This window comes from Cohnella sp. SGD-V74, assembly GCF_003001675.1.
Classification (GTDB): Bacteria; Bacillota; Bacilli; order Paenibacillales; family Paenibacillaceae; genus Cohnella.
Genome location: NZ_PVYW01000004.1, coordinates 356533 through 376271, shown reverse-complemented (window position 1 = coordinate 376271; position 19739 = coordinate 356533). Strand labels below are relative to the sequence as shown.

At 59.8% G+C, this 19739-nt stretch carries 18 protein-coding genes; 9 read left to right on the top strand and 9 right to left on the bottom strand.

Annotation, left to right across the window (positions count from 1 at the left end; translation table 11 throughout):
- The first annotated feature begins 71 nt into the window (after positions 1–71).
- The 6 genes from B0G52_RS08870 (at position 72) to B0G52_RS08850 (ending at position 6760) form a co-directional block, all read left to right on the top strand.
- Positions 72–863, top strand: coding sequence for an IucA/IucC family C-terminal-domain containing protein (locus B0G52_RS08870; protein WP_158223643.1), 792 nt, complete (start codon positions 72–74; stop codon positions 861–863).
- 337 nt (positions 864–1200) lie between these two features.
- On the top strand, positions 1201–2670 hold the full coding sequence (locus B0G52_RS08865) for a spore germination protein (protein WP_094043244.1): 1470 nt from the start codon (positions 1201–1203) through the stop codon (positions 2668–2670).
- Positions 2671–2691: 21 nt separating this feature from the next.
- Complete coding sequence (locus tag B0G52_RS08860; protein WP_094043242.1) at positions 2692–3888, top strand: Ger(x)C family spore germination protein; 1197 nt, start codon at positions 2692–2694, stop codon at positions 3886–3888.
- Between the two features lie 5 nt (positions 3889–3893).
- Entirely contained in the window at positions 3894–4136 is a 243-nt protein-coding gene (locus tag B0G52_RS35550; RefSeq protein WP_158223642.1) for a hypothetical protein, read from the top strand.
- A 5-nt stretch (positions 4137–4141) separates the two neighbouring features.
- A complete protein-coding gene (locus B0G52_RS08855; RefSeq protein WP_158223641.1) occupies positions 4142–5254 on the top strand; it encodes a GerAB/ArcD/ProY family transporter in 1113 nt (370 codons plus the stop codon).
- A 270-nt stretch (positions 5255–5524) separates the two neighbouring features.
- Positions 5525–6760 carry an S-layer homology domain-containing protein gene (locus B0G52_RS08850; RefSeq protein ID WP_094043238.1) on the top strand — a complete coding sequence of 412 codons (1236 nt, stop codon included), beginning with the start codon at positions 5525–5527 and terminating at the stop codon, positions 6758–6760.
- A gap of 135 nt (positions 6761–6895) precedes the next feature.
- On the opposite strand, the gene B0G52_RS08845 is transcribed toward B0G52_RS08850, so the two are convergent.
- From B0G52_RS08845 to B0G52_RS08835, 3 genes are all read right to left on the bottom strand, one after another.
- Positions 6896–8155, bottom strand: a complete 1260-nt coding sequence (locus B0G52_RS08845) for an NAD(P)/FAD-dependent oxidoreductase (RefSeq protein WP_233162494.1) — start codon at positions 8153–8155, stop codon at positions 6896–6898.
- A gap of 189 nt (positions 8156–8344) precedes the next feature.
- Positions 8345–8545 carry a cold-shock protein gene (locus B0G52_RS08840; protein ID WP_094043234.1) on the bottom strand — a complete coding sequence of 67 codons (201 nt, stop codon included), beginning with the start codon at positions 8543–8545 and terminating at the stop codon, positions 8345–8347.
- A gap of 214 nt (positions 8546–8759) precedes the next feature.
- On the bottom strand, positions 8760–9545 hold the full coding sequence (locus B0G52_RS08835) for an SDR family oxidoreductase (RefSeq protein ID WP_094043232.1): 786 nt from the start codon (positions 9543–9545) through the stop codon (positions 8760–8762).
- A 247-nt stretch (positions 9546–9792) separates the two neighbouring features.
- On the opposite strand from B0G52_RS08835, the gene B0G52_RS08830 reads away from it, so the two are divergent.
- A complete protein-coding gene (locus tag B0G52_RS08830; RefSeq protein WP_094043230.1) occupies positions 9793–11829 on the top strand; it encodes a molybdopterin-containing oxidoreductase family protein in 2037 nt (678 codons plus the stop codon).
- Here the strand turns inward: B0G52_RS08830 and B0G52_RS08825 are convergent.
- Together B0G52_RS08825 and B0G52_RS08820 are read right to left on the bottom strand one after the other, a co-directional pair.
- Positions 11824–12813 (bottom strand): oxidoreductase, encoded by a 990-nt coding sequence (locus B0G52_RS08825; protein WP_094043228.1) that lies wholly within the window; start codon positions 12811–12813, stop codon positions 11824–11826. The genes B0G52_RS08830 and B0G52_RS08825 overlap by 6 nt on opposite strands.
- Positions 12814–12923: 110 nt before the next feature.
- Entirely contained in the window at positions 12924–14069 is a 1146-nt protein-coding gene (locus B0G52_RS08820) for an acyl-CoA dehydrogenase family protein (protein ID WP_143762541.1), read from the bottom strand.
- Positions 14070–14193: 124 nt separating this feature from the next.
- On the opposite strand from B0G52_RS08820, the gene B0G52_RS08815 reads away from it, so the two are divergent.
- Together B0G52_RS08815 and B0G52_RS08810 are read left to right on the top strand one after the other, a co-directional pair.
- Positions 14194–15288 carry a carbohydrate kinase gene (locus B0G52_RS08815; protein ID WP_094043224.1) on the top strand — a complete coding sequence of 365 codons (1095 nt, stop codon included), beginning with the start codon at positions 14194–14196 and terminating at the stop codon, positions 15286–15288.
- A gap of 12 nt (positions 15289–15300) precedes the next feature.
- The gene (locus tag B0G52_RS08810) at positions 15301–16209 is read left to right on the top strand and encodes a pseudouridine-5'-phosphate glycosidase (RefSeq protein ID WP_094043343.1); all 909 of its coding nucleotides are present in this window, start codon (positions 15301–15303) and stop codon (positions 16207–16209) included.
- 52 nt (positions 16210–16261) lie between these two features.
- Here the strand turns inward: B0G52_RS08810 and infC are convergent, their stop codons facing one another.
- Genes infC through B0G52_RS08790 form a run of 4 tightly spaced genes read right to left on the bottom strand, consistent with a single transcriptional unit; the run spans position 16262 to position 19732 of the window.
- Entirely contained in the window at positions 16262–16753 is a 492-nt protein-coding gene (infC, locus tag B0G52_RS08805) for a translation initiation factor IF-3 (RefSeq protein WP_094043222.1), read from the bottom strand.
- Positions 16754–16771: 18 nt separating this feature from the next.
- Positions 16772–17563, bottom strand: a complete 792-nt coding sequence (locus tag B0G52_RS08800; RefSeq protein WP_094043339.1) for an energy-coupling factor transporter transmembrane component T family protein — start codon at positions 17561–17563, stop codon at positions 16772–16774.
- The gene (locus tag B0G52_RS08795) at positions 17517–19127 is read right to left on the bottom strand and encodes an ABC transporter ATP-binding protein (protein ID WP_369827027.1); all 1611 of its coding nucleotides are present in this window, start codon (positions 19125–19127) and stop codon (positions 17517–17519) included. Before B0G52_RS08795 ends, B0G52_RS08800 begins: the two co-directional genes overlap by 47 nt.
- Complete coding sequence (locus B0G52_RS08790) at positions 19124–19732, bottom strand: ECF transporter S component (protein WP_094043220.1); 609 nt, start codon at positions 19730–19732, stop codon at positions 19124–19126. Before B0G52_RS08790 ends, B0G52_RS08795 begins: the two co-directional genes overlap by 4 nt.
- Positions 19733–19739: the final 7 nt, after the last annotated feature.

Here is a 19739-nt window from a genome sequence, read left to right as displayed (position 1 = left end):
CAACAAGAAGCGAAAGCTATCATGAATTGAAATGAGAATCAGAATCAGATACGTGACGGGATGGGATGACAATGGATCTTTCGCTGTTCGAGGAACACTTCCATATTTCCGCGAGCGGCTGCGAGCATCCGCTGCTGTCCGTTCCGGCCGCGGAATTGCTGGACGAGAAGCGGATGCGCGAAGCGTTGGAGCTGGGCTCCTCCTTAATTAAGGGCGTCGGCCTGGAGCTGGCCGTGTCGTTCATCGGCATCTCCTTCTTCGGCCTCGCGGCCACCAAGCAGATCGTCATGTCCCAGTACGGCAAAATTCTCGATCTCTCGCTCGACAACTTGACCGTGCAGCTCGAAGCGCACGACGATCATGCGCACGTTATTTTCAAGTACAACGAATTGAAATGGACGGATCTGCCCGCCGAAGGACGGGACGAGGCCATTCGCGCCGAATGGACCCGCTACTTCGCGGAAACGATGAATCCGCTGATCGAGGCGGCGGCGCGCGCGGCGGGGTTAAAGCCCGCGCTTATCTGGAACCAGTATGGAGCGCGGATCGCTTACGTTATGGAGTATCTCCGGGGGCTCATCCCGGAAGGGGCGCTGAGACGAACGATGGAGGACGACTGCCTCCTGCTGGCCGGCATGCCGGGCGAGACGTTTAATCGCCGCAAAAATCCGTACGTCCATACCCCGGTCTATATCGACAGTCCGTACGAGCCGGGCGGCCAAATTATGCTCCGCTCCGCTTGCTGTATGTACTATAAACGAGAAAACGGAACGAAATGTTACACTTGCCCGATTCTCAAGGAACAGGACAGGGCGGAAATGAAGCTGCTGATCGAAGCCCGAACCAAGGAGCAATCCGCGTAAACGCGACGGATTGGTCATAACAAGCGTTCGAGGCTGTCCCATAGGTAGGGACGTACAAGATTATCGATGAAAAGAGAAGGGCATCTATCTCCTGGAGACTGCCTCATACGGTCCTGAAATGACCCTGTTACGGGTCTATCCATTCAAAATTTCAGGATCGTATAGCATCGGAAGGAGATAGATGCCCATTACCATGCATCCATCGATAATCATTTGGTACGGCTCTATTTGCTTATGGGACAGCCTCCTTTTGTTGCGGTTGCGCCGCATAAAAGGGGGGCATAATTGGGAAACTTTACATACGCCATCATAACCTGCATACCCGGAGGTGTCCGTCATGAGCGACAATCGATTATCCCCGCGGTTAAAAGCGAACCTGCTTCGATTGAAGCAGACTTTCGACAATTGCGGCGATCTGGAAATCTTCCGTTGGCAGTACGGTCCCGAGTTGAAGCACACCGCGGTATCGGCTTATTTCGTCACCTTGATTCCTGATAAGAAAGTCAATTATATGAAAAGATCGCTTCAGGATTTGACCGAGCATCCCGTCGGCGCAGGCGAGGAGATTACGCCTGAGATGCTGATCCGGTTTTACGATTCTCACGGAGCTTCGGCGGAGACGGCGACTCTTGCCGCGGATTGGGCGACGGTCGATTCCCGCCTGCTTCGCGGTTACGTCGTGCTGTTCCTCGAAGGCTGGGACAAGGCGATCTGTTACGAGGCCATCGGACTGGAAACCCGCCAGGTGACGGAGCCGGAAACCGAGCCGGTCGTTCAAGGCCCGCGGGAGGGCACCGTAGAGAATCTTCACCGGAACCTGGGGATGATCCGGATGCGCATCAAGAGCCCCGCGCTGAAATTCGAGTTGCTCGATACGGGCGGATATTCGAACACTCGGATTGCTTACGGTTATCTTGAAGGCGTGGTGAACTCCGACGTGCTCGAGGAGTTCCGTCGAAGAATCGGCCGCATCGGCGAAGGGGAAATTCTGGACACCTCCTATGTCGAGGAATTGATCGAGGACGCTCCCTACTCCCCGTTTCCGCAGTTCCGGTATACGGAGCGAACCGATGCAGCCGCAGCCGCCTTGCTGAACGGGAAGATCATCGTGCTGACGGAGGGAAGCGGCTCGGTGCTTATCTGTCCCGGGCTGTTCTTCGACCTTCTCCAGTCGAGCGAAGACTATTACCAGAGGGTGCTGGTATCGAACTTCATTCGATGGATTCGGATGATCGCCCTGATCCTCACGATCTCCCTCCCCAGCCTGTATATCGCGGTGTCGACCTTCCATACGGAGCTCATCCCCACCGTCCTTCTGCTGGCGATTATCGATTCGCGCGAAGGCATTCCGTTCGGCGCCTTCATCGAAGCGGCCATCATGGTATTCTTCTTCGAACTGCTTAAGGAAGCCGGAATACGGCTGCCGAGAACGGTAGGGGCGGCGGTCAGCATCGTCGGAGCGCTCGTTATCGGGGAAGCGGCAATCAGCGCCGGCATCGCTTCCCCGATTATGGTCGTCGTTGTCTCGCTGACGGGGATAGCTTCGTTCAGCCTGCCCCAATACAACATGTCCATCGCCATGCGGCTGCTCCAATTCCCGCTGATGGCCATGGCCGCGGTACTGGGCGGATTCGGCATCCTGCTGGGGTACTTGTTCATCTGGATCCATCTCTCGACTCTGACCTCCTTGAACGTCCCCTATCTTAAGCCCCTTGCTCCGTGGAATGCGCGTCAGTTCCGCGACACGCTCATACGCGAGAGGCTGCCCGTGCTGATCCGGCGGACGAAACCTCCGCGCGCGAACTAGACGAGAAGGAGAGTTCCGCCCATGACAACCGGATCGTTGCGCCGGATCGTATACGGCCTGGCCGCCTGCCTTCCGTTCCTGATCTCCGTTCTGGGCCTGTCGGCTTGCGGCGATCGGGCGGAGCTTCCCCGCAAGGGCTTCGTGATGGGAGTCGCCTTGGATGCGACGGACCGGGGAAGCATCCAATTAAGCGTCCAATTCTTCAAACCTTCGCAGAGCGTAACGGGCAAAGGAAAATCGGGCAGAGCGTACATCAACGTTCGAACCGAAGATCAATCGGTCATCGAAGCGGTTCGGGACATTACGATCCATCTGGGGCGCAAAGCCCAATGGAGCCATATGCGCGTCATCCTCGTCGGCGAAGAATTAGCGAGACAGATGCCGCTGCTGGACGTGCTCGAGTTTTTCTACCGGGACCATGAGCCGCGGCTCACCTCCCACATCCTGATTACGAAAGGGCGGGCGGCCGACTATCTGAACGTTCCTCCCTATATCGAGAACACGATCAGCCAGCAGTATTTTCAGAGCGAACAGGCTGCCCACCAGCTCTCCGGGAAAACTTCGCGAATCGATCTGCTTGACCTGGCCTTGCAGGCCAGAAGCGAATCCGGAACGGCGCTGCTTCCTTACCTGTACCTCCAGAACGAGGATCGCCTTACGAATCCGAACATCGCGGGAGCTGCCGTGCTCGCACAGGGACGCGTGCGCACGATCGTTCCCTCGCAGCTGCTCGAAGGTCTGCTGACGCTGAGGAACGACTATCGCAGCGGAATCCTCGAAGTTCCTTGCGAAGGGAAAGCCTCCGCCCCTCGCCTGCTGCAGGAGGACGCAGCCGAAGTTCTGCAGCTTCATAGCCGTACGACCGTTAAGGTGCAGGACAATCGTCTTCATCTTATCTTCCGGGCGAAAGGGTACGTGGCCATTTCCGAGATGGTCTGTGGAAAAACGCTGACGCCGGACGACGAGGTCAAGCTTCGGGACAGAGTGCAGCGTTCTTTGGAACAGGCGATGAGCGAAAGCGCGGATTGGATGCTGGAGAAGCGCCTTGATCTCGTAGGCGCCGGGAATCGCCTTCACGAAACGAATCCGCGGTTGTGGAAAAGCTGGAAGGAAGACTGGCCGAACAGGTTTGCCCGTTCAAGCTACGAGGTTCATGCCGATATCGCGATCATAACGACAGGCACCAATGCCGGCAAACCCATTCGATCGGAGATGTGAGATCCGTGGTCTACGCGCTGATAGGCTCCGCCGTTGCCGCCATGCTTATGTACGATCTCAGGCCGGGCCGCCTCGCTTCGAGCCCGGCCAAGGTCAAGGCGACGTACGTCGCGCTCCTGCTGCTGGCCGCTTACCACATGTTGATCGTGAAAGGATGGCTGCGCAGCTACTCCTTCTACGATACGGTCACTCTCGTATTCGGCCCGGCGGTCGACTCCTTGTTCGCATATTTCAACTCGAAAGGGTGAACTGCTTGAAGAACGCGATCACCCCCACCCAGGCTGCCATTCTGCTTTTCGTCTTCCTGACGGGCTCGTCGATCATCAATATTCCCGCGCCGCTCATCGCGACCAGCGGGACCGGCTCATGGATCTGCCTCCTTGCCGCGGGAGCGGCCGGCCTTCTGCTTCTCATCCCCCTCGTCTCCTTGGCCCGGCGCTACCCCGAGACGAGCTACGTTCAATACGTCTCCAAGCTGCTGGGCAAACCTCTGGCCTTCGCGATTCTGTTCGTCTTCCTGCTCTATCAGATTCATATGGTCGCCGCCATCGTAATGGATATCGCCATGTTCCTGAAGAGCTCCATGATGCGGGCGACCTACTATACGGTCTTCATCGTGTTCACCTTCCTCGCCTCTGCCTGCACGGTCCGGATCGGGTTAGGCAAGTTCGTCGGCATGTTCGGACTCCTGATGCTGAGCGTCATGATTTTCATCGTATTTATTACGATCCTGTCGTCCGTGCGCTACGATTGGCATTTCCTCCTGCCGGTCGCCGAAGACGGCATTAAGCCTCTGCTGCACGGCACGTACTTCGTATTCGGATTTCCGTTCGGGGAAGTCGTTCTGTTTACGATGATCCTCCCTTTCGTTCACCTTCGTCCGTCCGACCGGATCGGACGCAAGCTGGCTCTGGCGGTACTGCTTAATATGGCCTCCCTGATTATGGTGACGCTGGCGACCATACTGACTTTCGGGCCGCTCGCGGGAGAACGCAAATATTCCATGTTCGAAGTGTCGCGCACGATCGAAATGACGGAATTGTTCCAGCGGATCGAAGCGCTGATGGGATACTCCATGATCGTCGCTTCGTTCATGAAGGCTTCGATCGTCCTGTTCATCTCGAACGCTACGCTGAACGGGCTGCTCGGACTGCCCGTGGACAACCGGCAGCTGATCTTCCCGCTTACGCTGCTCTGCGCGGTCATCTCCATCACGGTCGGCATGCGCGGGGAGGCCAACTGGAACTTCATCGTCTCCGGCATTCATCCGCTGTGGGGAATTCTCGGCTCCGTGCTTCCTTTCCTCGTCGTCTATCTCGTTTCTCTCTTCCGCCGCGGAAGGAAGGTCCGGGCCGGGTCCCCCTGACTCCCGCATGGCTTGGCCCATGATCGACTCGTTCTGCAGACGCGGTTCGAACGACCCCTTACTGGTTCTATCAGCTCATACGCAATTTCGGCTTTATCCGCGCCGATCGCTCCGACCGGGATTGCGCACCTCAAGACCTACGCAAAAACGCAACTTAAGACCGCAACCGCCCTCCGCCACATTAGTCTCCTCGGCGGTTTCCAACCCGATCCCGATTATGGTTAGCTTATTAGGGTGCCTGACAGGCAAATCAGAAACGGGAGGATTTTCATGCGTCGTTTTACGTTTTTCGCTATCCTTATCGCGCTTATAAGCACGGGAAGTTCGGCCTATGCGCAAGGAACAAGCAAAACCCCTTTTACCGACATTCGGGGACATTGGGCCGAGCAAACGATCGTGGACATGGTGTCCAAGGGCATACTGGACGGCTATCCGGACGGAACGTTCCGGCCCGACGCGCCCGTGAAAGTCGATCAATTCATCAAGATGCTCGTATTGTCCTATACCGACCTGCACCAGAACGGAGAGCGAAGCTGGAATTCCTCGTTCCTGCAAAGCCTGAGCGCGGAGAACCAGACGATTCTGAAGCAGGATTACCGCTATTTCGACTTCAAGCCGGCGACTACCGGGTATTGGGCCAAGCCCTACATCGACGTCGCCAGCGATCTGCACTTCCTGAACCGAAGCCGCTACAGCGATTTTCAGAACGATATGACGCGCGAGAACGTCGCGGAAGTGATCTACTATACGCTTCAGGAGACGGAGTTTCTGGAGGATTCGCAGTTCAGCCGCCAGCTGGCGCAGGCTTACGGAGACTTGATGAGCGCCTCGGAGCGGGAGCAGAAGTTCATCGCGGAAGCGCTGGTCAAAGGCATTATGCAGGGGTACCCGAACGGCTATTTCGGCGTCGGAGACAAAGTTACGCGAGCGCAGTCCCTCGTTCTTCTGAATCGCTTAACGGAGAAGAAAAACCGCATCTCCGTCACTTCCGGGGAGAAGAACGACCTCCAGCTCGCCGTTCCGACCGTCGGCGGAGGCACGCGGATCGTCGTATTCCCCGACAGGAGAATGCGCGACGCTTACGAAGTTCTCAAACAGGCGGGGGCGCTGCGGGGCTCCAACCACGATCTGCTGGATACGAAGCTGAGACTGTTCAAGGACCAGAAGGAGAAGGACGCCGTCCTGTCCGCCGCGAATTCGGGCAAGACGCTCGAGGAGACGGCGCTGTGGCTCGATCCCCAGTACAATACCTACGGCATAACGATCCGGCTGCGCGAAGGGACGCTGGCGCGCAATCAGGAGGCGGTCGAGTCGTTCTCCAACTATTTGTTCGGCTACAACTCGGCGACGTTCCGCGAGCGATTCAACGACATTTGCGTCAAAGTCGAATCCGGCGCCAAGGTCGCTTCCCAACAGCTCGAAATCGGAGACGATAAAGTGGACGTACTGGTCGATCTGACCGGCAAAACGGTCATCTTCTCCATCACGAAGAAAAGCGCGCAATAAGGAAAGCCAAGCCGCCCCGGACAGGGGTGGCTTGGCTTTCCTCGATTCCGGGCATACCGTCCCCATCGACAGACGATGACAGACGAAAAGCATACCCTTCTCCGTCGCCTAAGAACCTGACGCCTCTTATCTCCTTCAGACCTGCGTCGGAGCTCCCCCTTGCACGCTTGCAAGCAACCGTCCGATCTCGGCCTGCAAATCCTCCGGCTCGCTCGCGTAGTTGTACATGCCGAGGAACGTCCCGGTCGCGCTCCGGTCCGAGCCGACCAAATTGTAAGCCGCCGTCATTTCTTCGGAGACCGGCACGTTCTTCGTGAACTGACAGCCGAGCCAGAAGCGGGACATCAGCTTCTCCTCCATGGCCGACTGATACGCCTCTCCCATCGACGCCCAGTTCCCCTGCCACTCGTCCGAAGGGCGCCGCGACAAAATGTCCGCCAGCAGCCGCGCGCCGAACAGCGCGTCGTGCATCCCTTGGCCGACGCAAGGGTCCTTGAAGGTAAGCGCGTCCCCGAGCAAGGCCCAGCCTTCTCCCATGCCGACGTACCAATCGTTGTCATAGCCGTGCAAGCCGCGGATCGGCTCGACAAACCGGGCGCCGCGGAAGCGCTCGGCAAGCGTCGTATGCCCGAAGCCCTCGTCGATCAGCTCGCGGAAGCTCGCTTCCGGGTTCGCTTTGAAGCGCTCCAAGCGGGCAATGTCGTTAAGCGGGAACATCCCTCCGACGACAAACTGGCCATCGCTCGTCGGGAAAACGATCGCCAGCTTATCCCCGTTTTTGTGGAACTCCACATGCGTCTCCCCCTCTTGCCGGAAGTCCGACAAGTAGGCTACGTAAGAAGCGAAATCCGTCGGAAGGGAAATTTTGCGTTCGCTTCCCACCCACTCCCTGACTCTGGACAATCTTCCGTCCGCCCCTACGACAAGCTTGGCCTCGAATCTTTCCGTCTCTCCCTGACCGTCCCTGCGCCTGCCTTCCACTCCCGCGACGACCCCGTCAACCCGAATCAGCGACGTTACCTTGAAGCCTTCAACGGCCGTTACTCCCGGTTGCTGCTTGGCATGCTCGAACAAAATCCGGTCCAAATACTTCCGCCGCACGCACAGACAGCCCTGAATCCCGTTCGTCTCGGGGAACAGTCCGTCGATGACCGCTCCGTCGAATTGAATCCGCCCTCTGCGGTAGAGCGGAGTGTCCGTCGCCATCACGGCCTCCAGCACTCCCATCTCCTGCAGTATTCCAAGCGAGTTGCTGAACATATTGTGCGTGGACAACGTGTCGCTCGGAAAGGTCGCCCGATCCAGCAGCAGTACCTGGTATCCTGCCTTGGCCAAATAATACGCGAGAGAAGCCCCAGCCACGCGGGCGCCCACCACGATCACATCGAAACTCATCGTCATCTCCCCTGTCCTTCCGCCCCATCAGGGCCGAAATGATCTCCCCCCATCGTATCCCCGGTCTCTGTCATATGACCAGTTACCGCGGTCACTAAGTCGGTCATGAGCAACAGGGTGCCTTCGGGCGCAAAAAAAGAGAGACTCCCGACGAAAATCGTCGAGAATCTCTCTTGCGGCGCGTTAAGCTTACAGCTTAACTACGTTTTCCGCTTGCGGTCCGCGGTTGCCTTGAACCACGTTGAATTGAACGCGTTGGCCTTCATCCAAAGTCTTGAAGCCTTCGCCCGTGATCGCGCTGAAGTGCACGAATACGTCGTTTCCGCCTTCAACTTCGATGAATCCGAAGCCTTTGTCAGCGTTGAACCATTTAACTGTACCCTCTTGCATGTATTTCACCTCCAAATTACAATTGCCTCATGAACTTTTTTATTCATACGAATAAAAAATCCACAAAACGGCAGGGTTAACTTCAAAATGATAACCCTTTCCATTTTGTGAATTCAGGTCACGATTTCGATAGTCCTTACTATAACAGGTTCCCATGCAAAAAGCAACTTATTCTTCTGTCAAAGCTTAGTATGTCCAACCTTCATGCGTTCATTCATCCGATGAGCAAAGATTCTGCCCCGTCGATGTACACTTTCGTTCCCGTGATCAGCGATGAGCGCGGGGAAGCCAGGAACAGCACCAGCTCGGCCACCTGCTCCGGCGTGCCCGGGCGATGCGCCAGCGGATTCGAGCCTTCCGGATACTCCACCGGGATTTGCGCCGCCTCGGCTTCGGGCGTCTTGTTCGTATTCTCCCCGATATTCGTGCGGATAGCTCCCGGACAGATCGCATTGACCCGGATACGATGCTCCGCCAGCTCCAGCGCAGCCATCTGCATCAGCGCGACCTGTCCCGCCTTGCTCGTGCTGTAGGCGCTCGCCCCGATATTGGAGAAGATCCGGTTGCCGTTGACCGAGCTGGTGATAATCACGCTGCCTCCTTGCCGTTTCAGATGCGGAATGGCATGCTTCAGCGTCAAGAACGTCCCCTTCAGATTGATGTCCATCGTCCGATCCCAATCCTCTTCGGTCAGATGCTCGATCGGCGTCCACGTTCCGTTAATGCCGGCATTCGCGAAAACAATGTCCAATCGCCCCCAGCGCGAGGCCGCTCGTTCAATCGCGGAGCGGATCGAATCCGCCGACGCGACGTCCGCTTCCAAATCCAACGCCTCTCCTCCAGCCCGTTCGATTTCTTCGCGCACTCGTTCCGCCCGCTCCGAATCCCGGTCGACGACGCCGACTTTGGCCCCGTGGGCCGCCATTTTCAACGCCGCCCCCTTGCCGATGCCCGAGCCACCGCCGGTTACGATTGCGACCTTCCCCTCGAGCTCCGCCATTTTTTACACCTCCTTTGCTCGTATTGTTGCCAGCCTCAACCTGAATTACCCCGCTTTTCCTAAGCAAAAACGCCTTCGGCGTCCTCTGGACGATGAATTCGTTTTGTCGGAGACGATTCAGATAAGGATAGCGGATTTTATACTTTCTGAATCGTCAACGAAAAACAGAGGTTCGCTTCCGCCGCCCCATTCCCGCCAAACGTTTGTTTGAGCTATACTGGCAATAGAAACGGAGTTGAGCACAATCATGACCGTAACAGAGAGCAAAGTCGTTCGCTCGGTTTGTCCTTTCGATTGTCCCGACACGTGCAGCTTGCACGTCACCCTGGAGAACAACGCCATTGTATCCATAGACGGCAATCCCGACCACCCGGTCACTCAGGGCGCGATCTGCAACAAAGTCCGCCATCTGCGCGAGCGCGTGTACCACCCCGACCGCGTGCTGCACCCGCTGCGCAGAATCGGTCCCAAGGGAACGCTGGAATTCGAACGCATCGCCTGGGACGAAGCCTACGACGAGATCGTCTCCAGACTGAAGAGCGCCATTGCCGCCAAAGGAGCGGAATCGATTCTTCCCTACAGCTTCTATGGCAATATGGGCATTCTGAACGCCGAAGGGATGGACCGGCGTTTCTTCCACCGGATCGGCGCCAGCCAGCTGGAGAGGACGATCTGCAACGCGGCCGGATCGGCGGGCTACGGCTATACGATGGGCGCTTCGGCGGGCACCGATCCCGAAACGACGGTTCATACGAAGTATGCCCTGATCTGGGGCTGCAATCTCGTATCGACCAACATGCATCAAGTGATGTATCTGACCGAAGCCCGCAAGCGCGGAGCGAAAATCGTCCACATCGACGTGCACCGCAACCGCACCTCGGCTTGGGCCGACGAGTTCGTGGGCATTCTCCCGGGAACCGACACGGCGCTGGCGCTCGGCATGATGCATGTGCTGATCAAAGAAAAGCTGACGGATGAGCGTTTTATCGCGGAGTATACGAAGGGATTCGAGGAGCTTGCCGTCCAAGCGGAGAAATACCCGCCGGAGCGGGTCGCGGAAATTACCGGCGTTCCGGCGGATACGATCGTCAGGCTGGCCCGCGAATACGCGGGAACGACGCCGTCGTTCATCCGCATCGGCAACGGCCTTCAGCACCACGATAACGGAGGCATGGCGATCCGCACGATCGCGTGCCTGCCCGCCCTGGTCGGCCAATGGGGCATTCCCGGCGGCGGCGCGATCAAGGGCAACAGCCATTATTCTTCGGTGAATGCTTTGCAGTTGGAACGGCCGGACCTGCTGCCCGACCGCAACGTCCGCTCGATCAGCATGAACCGGCTCGGCGAAGCGCTGCTGGCGTCGGAGCCGTCCGTCGACGTGCTGTTCGTCTACAACAGCAATCCCGCGGTCGTCGCGCCCGATCAGAATCGGGTGCGCCAAGGGCTGATGCGGGACGATCTGTTCACCGTGACGCACGACCTGTTCCTGACCGACACATGCAAGTACGCCGATATCGTACTGCCCGCGACAAGCCATTTTGAAAACCTCGACTTGTTCGCATCCTATTGGCACCTGTACTTGCAGCTTCACGAGCCGATTCTCGAGCCGATGGGCGAATGCAAGTCCAACTTCACGCTGTTCAAGGAGCTTGGGCTGCGCATGGGATTCGAGCCGGAAGTATTCGACGTGACCGAGGAGCAGATGATTCGCGAGGCTTTGGATTACAAGAGCCCGTTCCTGGACGGTCTGACCTACGAGGAGCTGCGGCGGGAAGGTTCCGTGAGAATGAAGCTGGATCGGCCGTCGCTCGTTCCGCAGCGGATTCCGACCCCTTCAGGGAAAATCGAGTTCTACTCCGAGCGGATGCTGCGCGCGGGATTGCCGCCCGTGCCGGAATATTCGCCGCTGCGGGAGCCGGAGGAATATCCGTTCCTGCTCGTCACCGGGCCGAACCACAGCTTCATCAACTCCACGTTCGGCAATCAAGAGCGGCTGAAGAAGCTGGAGAAGGGGCCCGTCGTCGACATGAACGCCGAAGACGCCGCCGCCCGGGGCATCGCGCACGGAGATTCGGTGCGGATGTGGAACGGGCGCGGCGAAGTTCGTCTGACAGCGAAAGTAGCGGACAACGTGCTGCCGGGCGTGCTCGTCACGCAAGGCCTGTGGTGGGAGCACGGCAACGACGGCGTTCAGGCCGTCAATTCGTTGACCTCGCAGCGGCTGGCCGACATGGGCGGCGGGGCGACGTTCTTCTCCACGCGGGTCGAAGTCGTGAAGCTATAGCTTCACGACGACTCGTCCCCTGGACTTGCCGGCGAGCATGGCGGCCAGCGCGGCCGGAACGTCTTCGAGCGGGATTTCCGACGACAGCTCGTGCAGCTTGTCCGGCCGGAATTCGGACGCCAGCAGCTCCCATGTCTTCCGTCTGATTGGCATCGGGACGAACACCGAATCGATGCCGATCAGACGGACGCCGCGAAGTATGAACGGGAACACCGTCGCCGGCAGGTCGGTTCCTCCCGTCAGTCCGCTGGCGGCGACGGTTCCGCCGTATTTCACGCCGGCCAGTACGGCGGCGAGCGTCTTGCCGCCGACGCAATCGACGACGCCGGCCCAGCGCTGTTTGTCCAGAGCGCGGGGAGCCGCCGGTGCGAGTTCGCTGCGGTCGATGACGCTGGCGGCTCCGAGTCCGAGCAGTTCCTCCTTCGCCTCCGGCTTGCCCGTGCTGGCCGTCACCTCGTAGCCGAGCTTCGCCAGAATCGCCGTCGCGACGCTGCCTACGCCTCCGGTCGCTCCGGTTACCAGCACCGGCCCGCCTTCCGGGACGACTCCGTTGTCCCGCAGAGCCTGAACCGACAGCGCGGCGGTGAAGCCCGCCGTCCCGCAGATCATCGCTTCCTTCAGCGTTAAGCCGTCCGGAAGCGGGACTGCCCAGTCGGCCGGGATGCTCGCGTATTCGCCGTACCCGCCGAAATGGGTGACGCCGAGCCCGTAGCCTGTCGCCACGATGGCGTCCCCCTCCCGGAAGCGCGCGTCCTCGCTGGAGACGACGGTGCCTGCCAGATCGATGCCGGGGACGAACGGATAGGTTGTCACGATGTTGCCGTCCGGCGCAGCGGCCAGCGCGTCCTTGTAGTTCAGACTGGAATAGGTTACCTTGACGAGCAGCTCCCCTTGCGGCAGCTGCTCCTTCTTCAGCATTCCGACCTCGCATCTGTGATTCCCGTCTTGCGTACGATCCACGATCAGCGCTTTGAAACCCTCCATGCGGTTACCCTCCCGAGATTAGCGTTCCCTGCCGGTTTTGCGTCCTTCCTTACGATGAACCGATTGGCTTCTTCCGGCGTTCGGTGTTCGGCGTTCGGTGTTCTTGCCGGTCAGGCTGGCTCGGGTTTCGCCACCAGAACCGCGTGCTGCGTCACCGTATGAAGATCGCGCCAGATCCGGTTGATCGGATGATCCTCCATCAGCACGGCCATGCCGAGCAGCGGGAAAATCGTATGCGCATGCGCTAATGCGCTTCTGGACAGCGCCTGGCAAACCTGTCCGACCTCGGCTTGATCGACCTCCGACATTTCCCCGGCCGCGACGAAAGCGTCCCATGTCCGCTCGACCGTCTCGTAGAAATGGACTGCGTCCGTCTCCAGCTTCGCTTCCTGCTCGGAGATGGCGCGCTCCGTTCCTTCAGCCCGTCCCGGTTTGGCCGTATCCCACTCGGCGCGTTTGGAAGCGACGAACGAACGGGCCTCCGCGAGAAAATGGCGGCAAATGCCCAGACATACGGCGGCGAACGACGTCTGCGCGAACGGCAGAAACGGATAGCGGAAAATGGGATCGTCATAGTTGGGCGGGCTCATAATACTGAATGTACGCTCCGAGGGCACGAACGCTTCGTCCACCGCCATCGAATGACTGTCCGTGCCTTTCAGGCCGAACGAGTTCCAATCGCGGATGACGCGAACCTGCTCGGGCAGAAACGCGAACGAGCGAATTTCCGGCTCAGCTCCGTCTCCTCTGTCGATACGGCAGTTGGCCGTATACAGGCTGGCGAACGTCGAGCCGCTGCAATATTTCCACTGGCCGCTGACCCGGTAGCCTCCCTCGACCGGAACGGCGACTCCGTTCGGGTGTCCGCTGCCGGCTACGACTGCGTTCGCCGGACCGAACAGCTCCCGCGCCTGCTCGGGAGGCAGCGCCGCCGAGAAAAAGCCGCCGCCCGACCCGATCGTGACGAGCCAGCCGAAGCTTCCGTCGATCTCGGATGCCTCAGCGAAGACGCGCAGCGCCTCGGGCAGCGGCAGCATCAGGCCGTTCAGCTCCTCCGGCACGAACTGTTTAAACAGCTTGGCGTCGTAAATGTCCGCCAGCACGTCCGCAGGCAGCGTCGTCCCTTCGGATAAGCCCGCATACCGCGCTGCTTGCGCAAGAGCTTCAGGGATTCTCCCCGTGGTCGTTCTTGTTGCCGCTACAGAGCCTGCGCCTGTTCCTGCTACATTTCCTGTTCCTGTTGCCGATCTCGTCACCGTAGTTTCCTCTTTTCTCCTTCTCGCCCTCAACCGGACAAAAGTTTATTTTATAGACAAATGTTTAGACAAGGTGTATGATGAACTTGCTTCAGTTTCAATATGAACGAAGGAGGATCGGACAATGGACCGCGAGCGGCAAATTATGGACCTGATCCGCCACAATCCTTTTATATCGCAGAACGACATCGCCGCCAGCATCGGCATTTCCAGATCCGCGGTCGCGGGCTACATCGCCGCGCTGACCAAGCGGGGCGTCATCCGCGGTCGGGCATACATCACCGCGGAGGAGAATACCGTGCTGTGCATCGGCGGGGCCAACCTGGACAGCAAGGCCACCGCCAAGCAGCTCATCCGGGCGGGCTCTTCCAACCCGGCCAGCGTAGCGACAGCCTGCGGAGGCGTTGCACGCAACATCGCTGAAAATCTGGCCCGTCTGAGCTGCACCGTCTCCCTGCTCACCGTTGTCGGAGACGACCAGGCCGGACAATGGGTGCTGAAGGAAACCGCCGCAGCCGGCGTGAACACTTCGCTTGCCCAGGTGCTGCCCGGCGAGAAGACAGGCACGTACACCGCTCTGCTCGATCCGGACGGAGAGATGTTCGTCGCTTATGCCGACATGGACATTTACGACCGCTTCTCTCCGCAAATTGTGCAGGAGCGCTGGCCGCACATCGCCGCGTCGAAGCTCGTTGTCGCCGACGCGAACTTGCCGGCCGAGACGCTGGCCGAGCTGGTCGGCCGGTGCCGCGACGGCTCGCTGCCGCTGCTGATCGACCCGGTCTCCTCCGGCAAGGCGAAGAAGCTGCCCGCCGACCTGACCGGCGTAACCGCGATCTTCCCCAATCTGGAGGAAGCGGTCGAGCTGGCCGGAGCGATCCCCTCAGACGTGCCTGACTATGCGGAGCTGGCCCGGGCCATTCATGAACGCGGAGTCGCCCACGTCTTCATTACCTCCGGGGAGCAAGGCGTCTTCCACTCGTCGGCGGACGGCGATCGGGCGCTTATTCCCCCGATTCCGACGGAAGTCGTCGAAGTGACGGGAGCCGGGGACGCCTTCGTCGCCGGAGTCGCGTACGGCATACTGCACGACCGCTCTTATCGCGAGGCTTGCCGGCTCGGACTGGCCGCCTCTCATCTGACCTTGCAGACCGCCGAGTCCGTCTCGGCCCAGCTTAGCGAGCATACGCTCCAACAAACTCTAGAGGAGAGATTCTAAATGAACAACGCAATCAGCCAGTACCTGACCTATACGGACGAAGTTCGCGAGGCGCTCTCCGCCGGCAAGCCGATCGTCGCTCTCGAGACGACGATCATCTCCCACGGCATGCCTTATCCGCAAAACATCGAAATGGCCCGCACCGTCGAACGGATCATTCGCGAGCAGGGAGCTGTCCCGGCGACGATCGGCATTATGGAAGGCCGCGTTAAGATCGGCCTGAACGAGCAAGAGCTGGAAGCCTTCGCGACCTCCAATCCCGTCGAGAAAGTCAGCCGCCGCGACTTCCCTTACCTGCTGTCCTCCGGCAAAATCGGCGCGACGACAGTATCCGCCACGATGATCGGCGCCGCGCTGGCCGGCATCGAGGTGTTCGCGACCGGCGGCATCGGCGGCGTGCACCGCGAAGGCGAGACGACAATGGACGTCTCCGCCGACCTGACCGAGCTGGCGCAGACGAACGTTGCCGTCGTATGCGCAGGGGCCAAGTCGATTCTCGACATCGGCCGCACGCTCGAATACTTGGAGACGCACGGCGTGCCCGTCATCGGCTACAAGACCGACGAATTCCCGTCCTTCTACGCCCGGGAGAGCGGCTACGGCGTCGACTTCCGCCTCGACGAGCCTGCTCAAGTCGCCGACGTGCTGAAGAAGAAATGGCAGCTTGGCCTGAACGGCGGCGCCATCGTCGCCAATCCGGTGCCGGCCGAATCCGCCCTTCCGCAAGCCGAGATCGAAGGCGTCATTCAACAGGCGCTGAGCGAAGCCAAGGAACAGAACATTACCGGCAAGAAGGTCACTCCGTTCCTGCTCGCCCGCATCAAGGAACTGACCGAAGGACGCAGCCTGGAGACGAACATCGCGCTCGTCTACCATAACGCCAAAGTCGCGGCTCAGATCGCCGTTGCTTTGAAAGCCTAAGCAGCCGCTCTCCTCTATCCGCACCGCATGCCAAGCGGCCGCCGGGCAGCCCCTATCGAACGGGGTTGACCTGGACGGCCGCTTGTTTGCCGCTGAGCTGGATGCCGGTCGCTTTGCGCCCGACCTCCGCAAGATCCTTCAGCAATTGCTCCAGCAGTTCCTTCGCCTTCTGCCCTTCCTTGCCTTGAATCTTCACGACGAACTGCACCGCGTCGCCGGAGGCGAGCAGCTTCTCCGCCTGACGGCGCTTCGTCTCGTAGTCGTGATCCTCAATGTGGGGCGTCAGGCGAATCTCCTTCACCTTCGGGGGTTGCGCGGCTTTGCGCTCCTGCTGCTTCTCCTTGGCGGCTGCCTGCTTGGCTGTTCCCCGCGGCGTCAGCTTGCACGGCGGCGGGCTGCTCAACAGCGAAGTGCACACCAGATCCGCCTTCAGCTCGCGCGCCAGAGCCAGAGCTTCGTCTCTGGAGACAATGCCCAGTTCCTCTCCGTCCGCTCCCGTCAGCCTCACCTCGGAAGCTTTTATTTTCTCATTCATGATCAGCATGGCTTTCATCCTCTTTTCTCATCGCACGTCGGTAATGCCGACGTACGGCCACTGGGTTCCCAGCGCGAACGACAGTCCGAACAAGGCGGCCGTCACGGCTCCGAAGACGATGTCCCGGCAGCTGAACCCGATAATATAATAATAGGTTCTTCGCCCCTGGCCGGCAAACCGCTTCGCCTCCATCGCGACCGCGATCCGGTGCGCCCTGCGAATACTCTGCGCCAGCAGCGGAATCGCATAGCGGTGCCATGTCTGATAGAACGTCTTCAGTCTGCCCTGCTTCTTCATCCCCCGGATCTTCAGCGCGTGGCGCAGCGTCTGGAACTCCTCGACGAGAATCGGGATCATCCGCATCGCTGCGAGAAAGCTGTACGCGTATTTCGGCGGCAGCTTCGCCTTCTGCATCAGCGCGTAGAACAGGTCGACCGGCCGCGTCGTCAATCCGAACAGCAGGCCTACCGCGGCCATGCTCAGCGCCCTGAAGCCGAGATGAAGCCCGCGGTAATAGCTTTCTTCGGTAATGTTCACGATGCCCCAAGAAAACCACGGCGTCTCCCCTTTGCCGAAAAACATCATGCCCGTCGTCGAGGAGACGAATACGAGAAGGAAAGGAGAAGCGTACAGCAGCAGCCTGCGCCACGGGTGGCCCGACCAGAGCAGCAGAAGCACGGAACCGGCCGCCACGTTCGCCATGACGCTGAAGTCGTGAATGAGAATGACCGCGAAAAACCAGAGGGAAAACAGCGCCAGCTTCACGACGGGATTAACGCGATGCAGCCATGTCCGCCGATGCGGAAAGGTCAATTGCATTCGCCAGCCTCCCCTCCCGAACGCGCCAGACGGCCGTGCAATAGCGTTCCGCAATCCGGGGATCGTGCGTCACCATCAGAATCGCCATGCCTTCCGAGCGCAGGCGCTCCAGCAGTTCCAGCATGGCGAACGTGTTGCGCGCATCCAGCCCGAACGTCGGCTCGTCGAGCAGCAGCAGCCGCTGGCCGCGGACGATTGCCGAAGCGACGCTGAGCCGCCTCTTCTGTCCCATCGACAATTGATAGGGATGGCGGCTCGCGCAATCGGTTAGCTGCAGCTCCTCCATCAGCCGCTCGCTTCTCTCGCGCCGCTCTCCCGCTTCCACTCCGTCGACCAGCAGCGAATACTCGATCTCGTCCCGAACCGTATGGGTCACGAATTGAAATTCCGGGTTCTGGAACACGAAAGCCGCATGTTCGGCCAGTTGCTCCGTCTTGCTAAACTCCCCTCCAGCTACCCTGCATAGCCCTTCCGTCTTGATCAGGCGCATCATCGCGAGCAGGAGAGAGCTTTTGCCCGCTCCATTGTCGCCCATGACGGCGATCCAGTCCCCCGGCTTGATCTCCGCGCTCTCCACTTCGATGACCGGCTTCGTTCCTCTTAGTCCGCGATAGTTTTGGAGCTCGGCGATCGGTCGATCCGAAGCTTCCGGTTTAGCTTTCCCCGGCCGCTTGCCCAGCTTCCGGTCCCGCTCCTCCCAAATGCCCGGATACCAGATTCCGTAGCGGTTCAGCTCGGATCGATATTGCGTGAATACATCGGCAGCCGCGCCGTCCGCCACGATCTCTCCGCCAGGTCCGAGAACGACGACCCGGTCGAACAGATCGGCCACTCCCTCGATTTTGTGCTCGACGGCAATCAGCGTCATGCCGCTTGCGACCGAACGGATCGTCCGCCACACCTGCTCCGTGCCCTCTTCGTCGAGCAGCGCCGTCGGTTCGTCCAGGAACAGCACCTCCGGCTCCGTCGCCAGCGCTGCGGCGATCGCCAGCCGCTGCTTCATCCCTTGCGAGAGCGTCTGAATCGGCACGTGGGGGTCTGGCAGGTCGAGTCCCACCTGCCGCAGATGCCGGGAGATGCGGGCGGGCATCTCCTCTCGCGGCACCAGCAGGTTTTCCAGCACGAAGGCGAGTTCCTCGCCTACGTAGGGCATACAGAACTGCGTGTCCGGGTCCTGGAACACGTATCCCCACCGATCAGGCACGACCGTCTCGTCGGCGATCATCGGCACCTCGATCGAGCCGGGGATCAGTCCGCTCATCACCTGAAGCAGCGTCGACTTGCCGCAGCCGCTCGGCCCGAGCAGCAGCGTATGCTCCCCTTTGCGAAAAGAAAGAGAAACGCCTTGAAACAACAAGGCGTCCTCTCCCGCGAACTTCAGCTTCAGATTGGATACTGCCGCCGCGACGGCATCGGGCAGCTCACCCGGCGTCGGCACGGATGCCCGGGGCATAGTCGCCGCCGGAGATGCTGCCGCCGCGGATGCTCCGTACGCAGTCGGCGTTGAAGTATCCGCCGCAAGCGCCGCTGCAGCGCTGCCTGTCGCTGTCGCGTCCCCCGTCATGCCCGGTGAAGCGCGTCGAAGTCCTGCTTCGAAGCGGGACGCAGCACCTTGGTCACGCCCGTCAGCTCCAGCGCCTTGGCCAACGAATAAGCGAAGATGCCCGCGATGACGATGCTGCCGATCAGGCGCAGCCCGATGAACAGCGTGTAGTTCCACGCCGTGAGCTGCTCAATGTAGCCGTAGCCAAAATCCAGCACCAGCGACCCCGCCGCCGCACCGATCGCCGCCAGAGATGCGACCCACACCGAGAAGTTGCGGTACAGGAAGATCGCGAACACGATCTCAGCTCCGAGCCCCTGCAGCAGCCCGTACCACAGCGTCGAGATGCCCCATTCGCTGCCGAGCAGCGCGCTTACGCTGGCCGCCGCGACCTCGGCCAGCACCGCCACGCCCGGCTTGCGGATGACGAGGAACGCGAACGTCCCCGCCAGGAACCACATACCGTACGACAACTGCTCCGCATGCAGCCCGAGCGGCTTAAAGACGTCGTACATCGGGCCCCATATTTTGTAGATGATGCCGAATACGACCGCGATCACGACCGTGACCAGAATATCGGTCAATTTCAATCCCCGGGACTTCGTCCCTTGTCCGGCTTGCGCCATAACTTCA

Coding starts and splice junctions, on each gene's coding strand:
- B0G52_RS08870 (WP_158223643.1), top strand. CDS start 72: ATGGATCTTTCGCTGTTCGAGGAACACTTCCATATTTCCGCGAGCGGC.
- B0G52_RS08865 (WP_094043244.1), top strand. CDS start 1,201: ATGAGCGACAATCGATTATCCCCGCGGTTAAAAGCGAACCTGCTTCGA.
- B0G52_RS08860 (WP_094043242.1), top strand. CDS start 2,692: ATGACAACCGGATCGTTGCGCCGGATCGTATACGGCCTGGCCGCCTGC.
- B0G52_RS08850 (WP_094043238.1), top strand. CDS start 5,525: ATGCGTCGTTTTACGTTTTTCGCTATCCTTATCGCGCTTATAAGCACG.
- B0G52_RS08845 (WP_233162494.1), bottom strand. CDS start 8,155: ATGAGTTTCGATGTGATCGTGGTGGGCGCCCGCGTGGCTGGGGCTTCT.
- B0G52_RS08840 (WP_094043234.1), bottom strand. CDS start 8,545: ATGCAAGAGGGTACAGTTAAATGGTTCAACGCTGACAAAGGCTTCGGA.
- B0G52_RS08835 (WP_094043232.1), bottom strand. CDS start 9,545: ATGGCGGAGCTCGAGGGGAAGGTCGCAATCGTAACCGGCGGTGGCTCG.
- B0G52_RS08830 (WP_094043230.1), top strand. CDS start 9,793: ATGACCGTAACAGAGAGCAAAGTCGTTCGCTCGGTTTGTCCTTTCGAT.
- B0G52_RS08825 (WP_094043228.1), bottom strand. CDS start 12,813: ATGGAGGGTTTCAAAGCGCTGATCGTGGATCGTACGCAAGACGGGAAT.
- B0G52_RS08815 (WP_094043224.1), top strand. CDS start 14,194: ATGGACCGCGAGCGGCAAATTATGGACCTGATCCGCCACAATCCTTTT.
- infC (WP_094043222.1), bottom strand. CDS start 16,753: ATGCTGATCATGAATGAGAAAATAAAAGCTTCCGAGGTGAGGCTGACG.
- B0G52_RS08800 (WP_094043339.1), bottom strand. CDS start 17,563: ATGCAATTGACCTTTCCGCATCGGCGGACATGGCTGCATCGCGTTAAT.
- B0G52_RS08795 (WP_369827027.1), bottom strand. CDS start 19,127: ATGACGGGGGACGCGACAGCGACAGGCAGCGCTGCAGCGGCGCTTGCG.
- B0G52_RS08790 (WP_094043220.1), bottom strand. CDS start 19,732: ATGGCGCAAGCCGGACAAGGGACGAAGTCCCGGGGATTGAAATTGACC.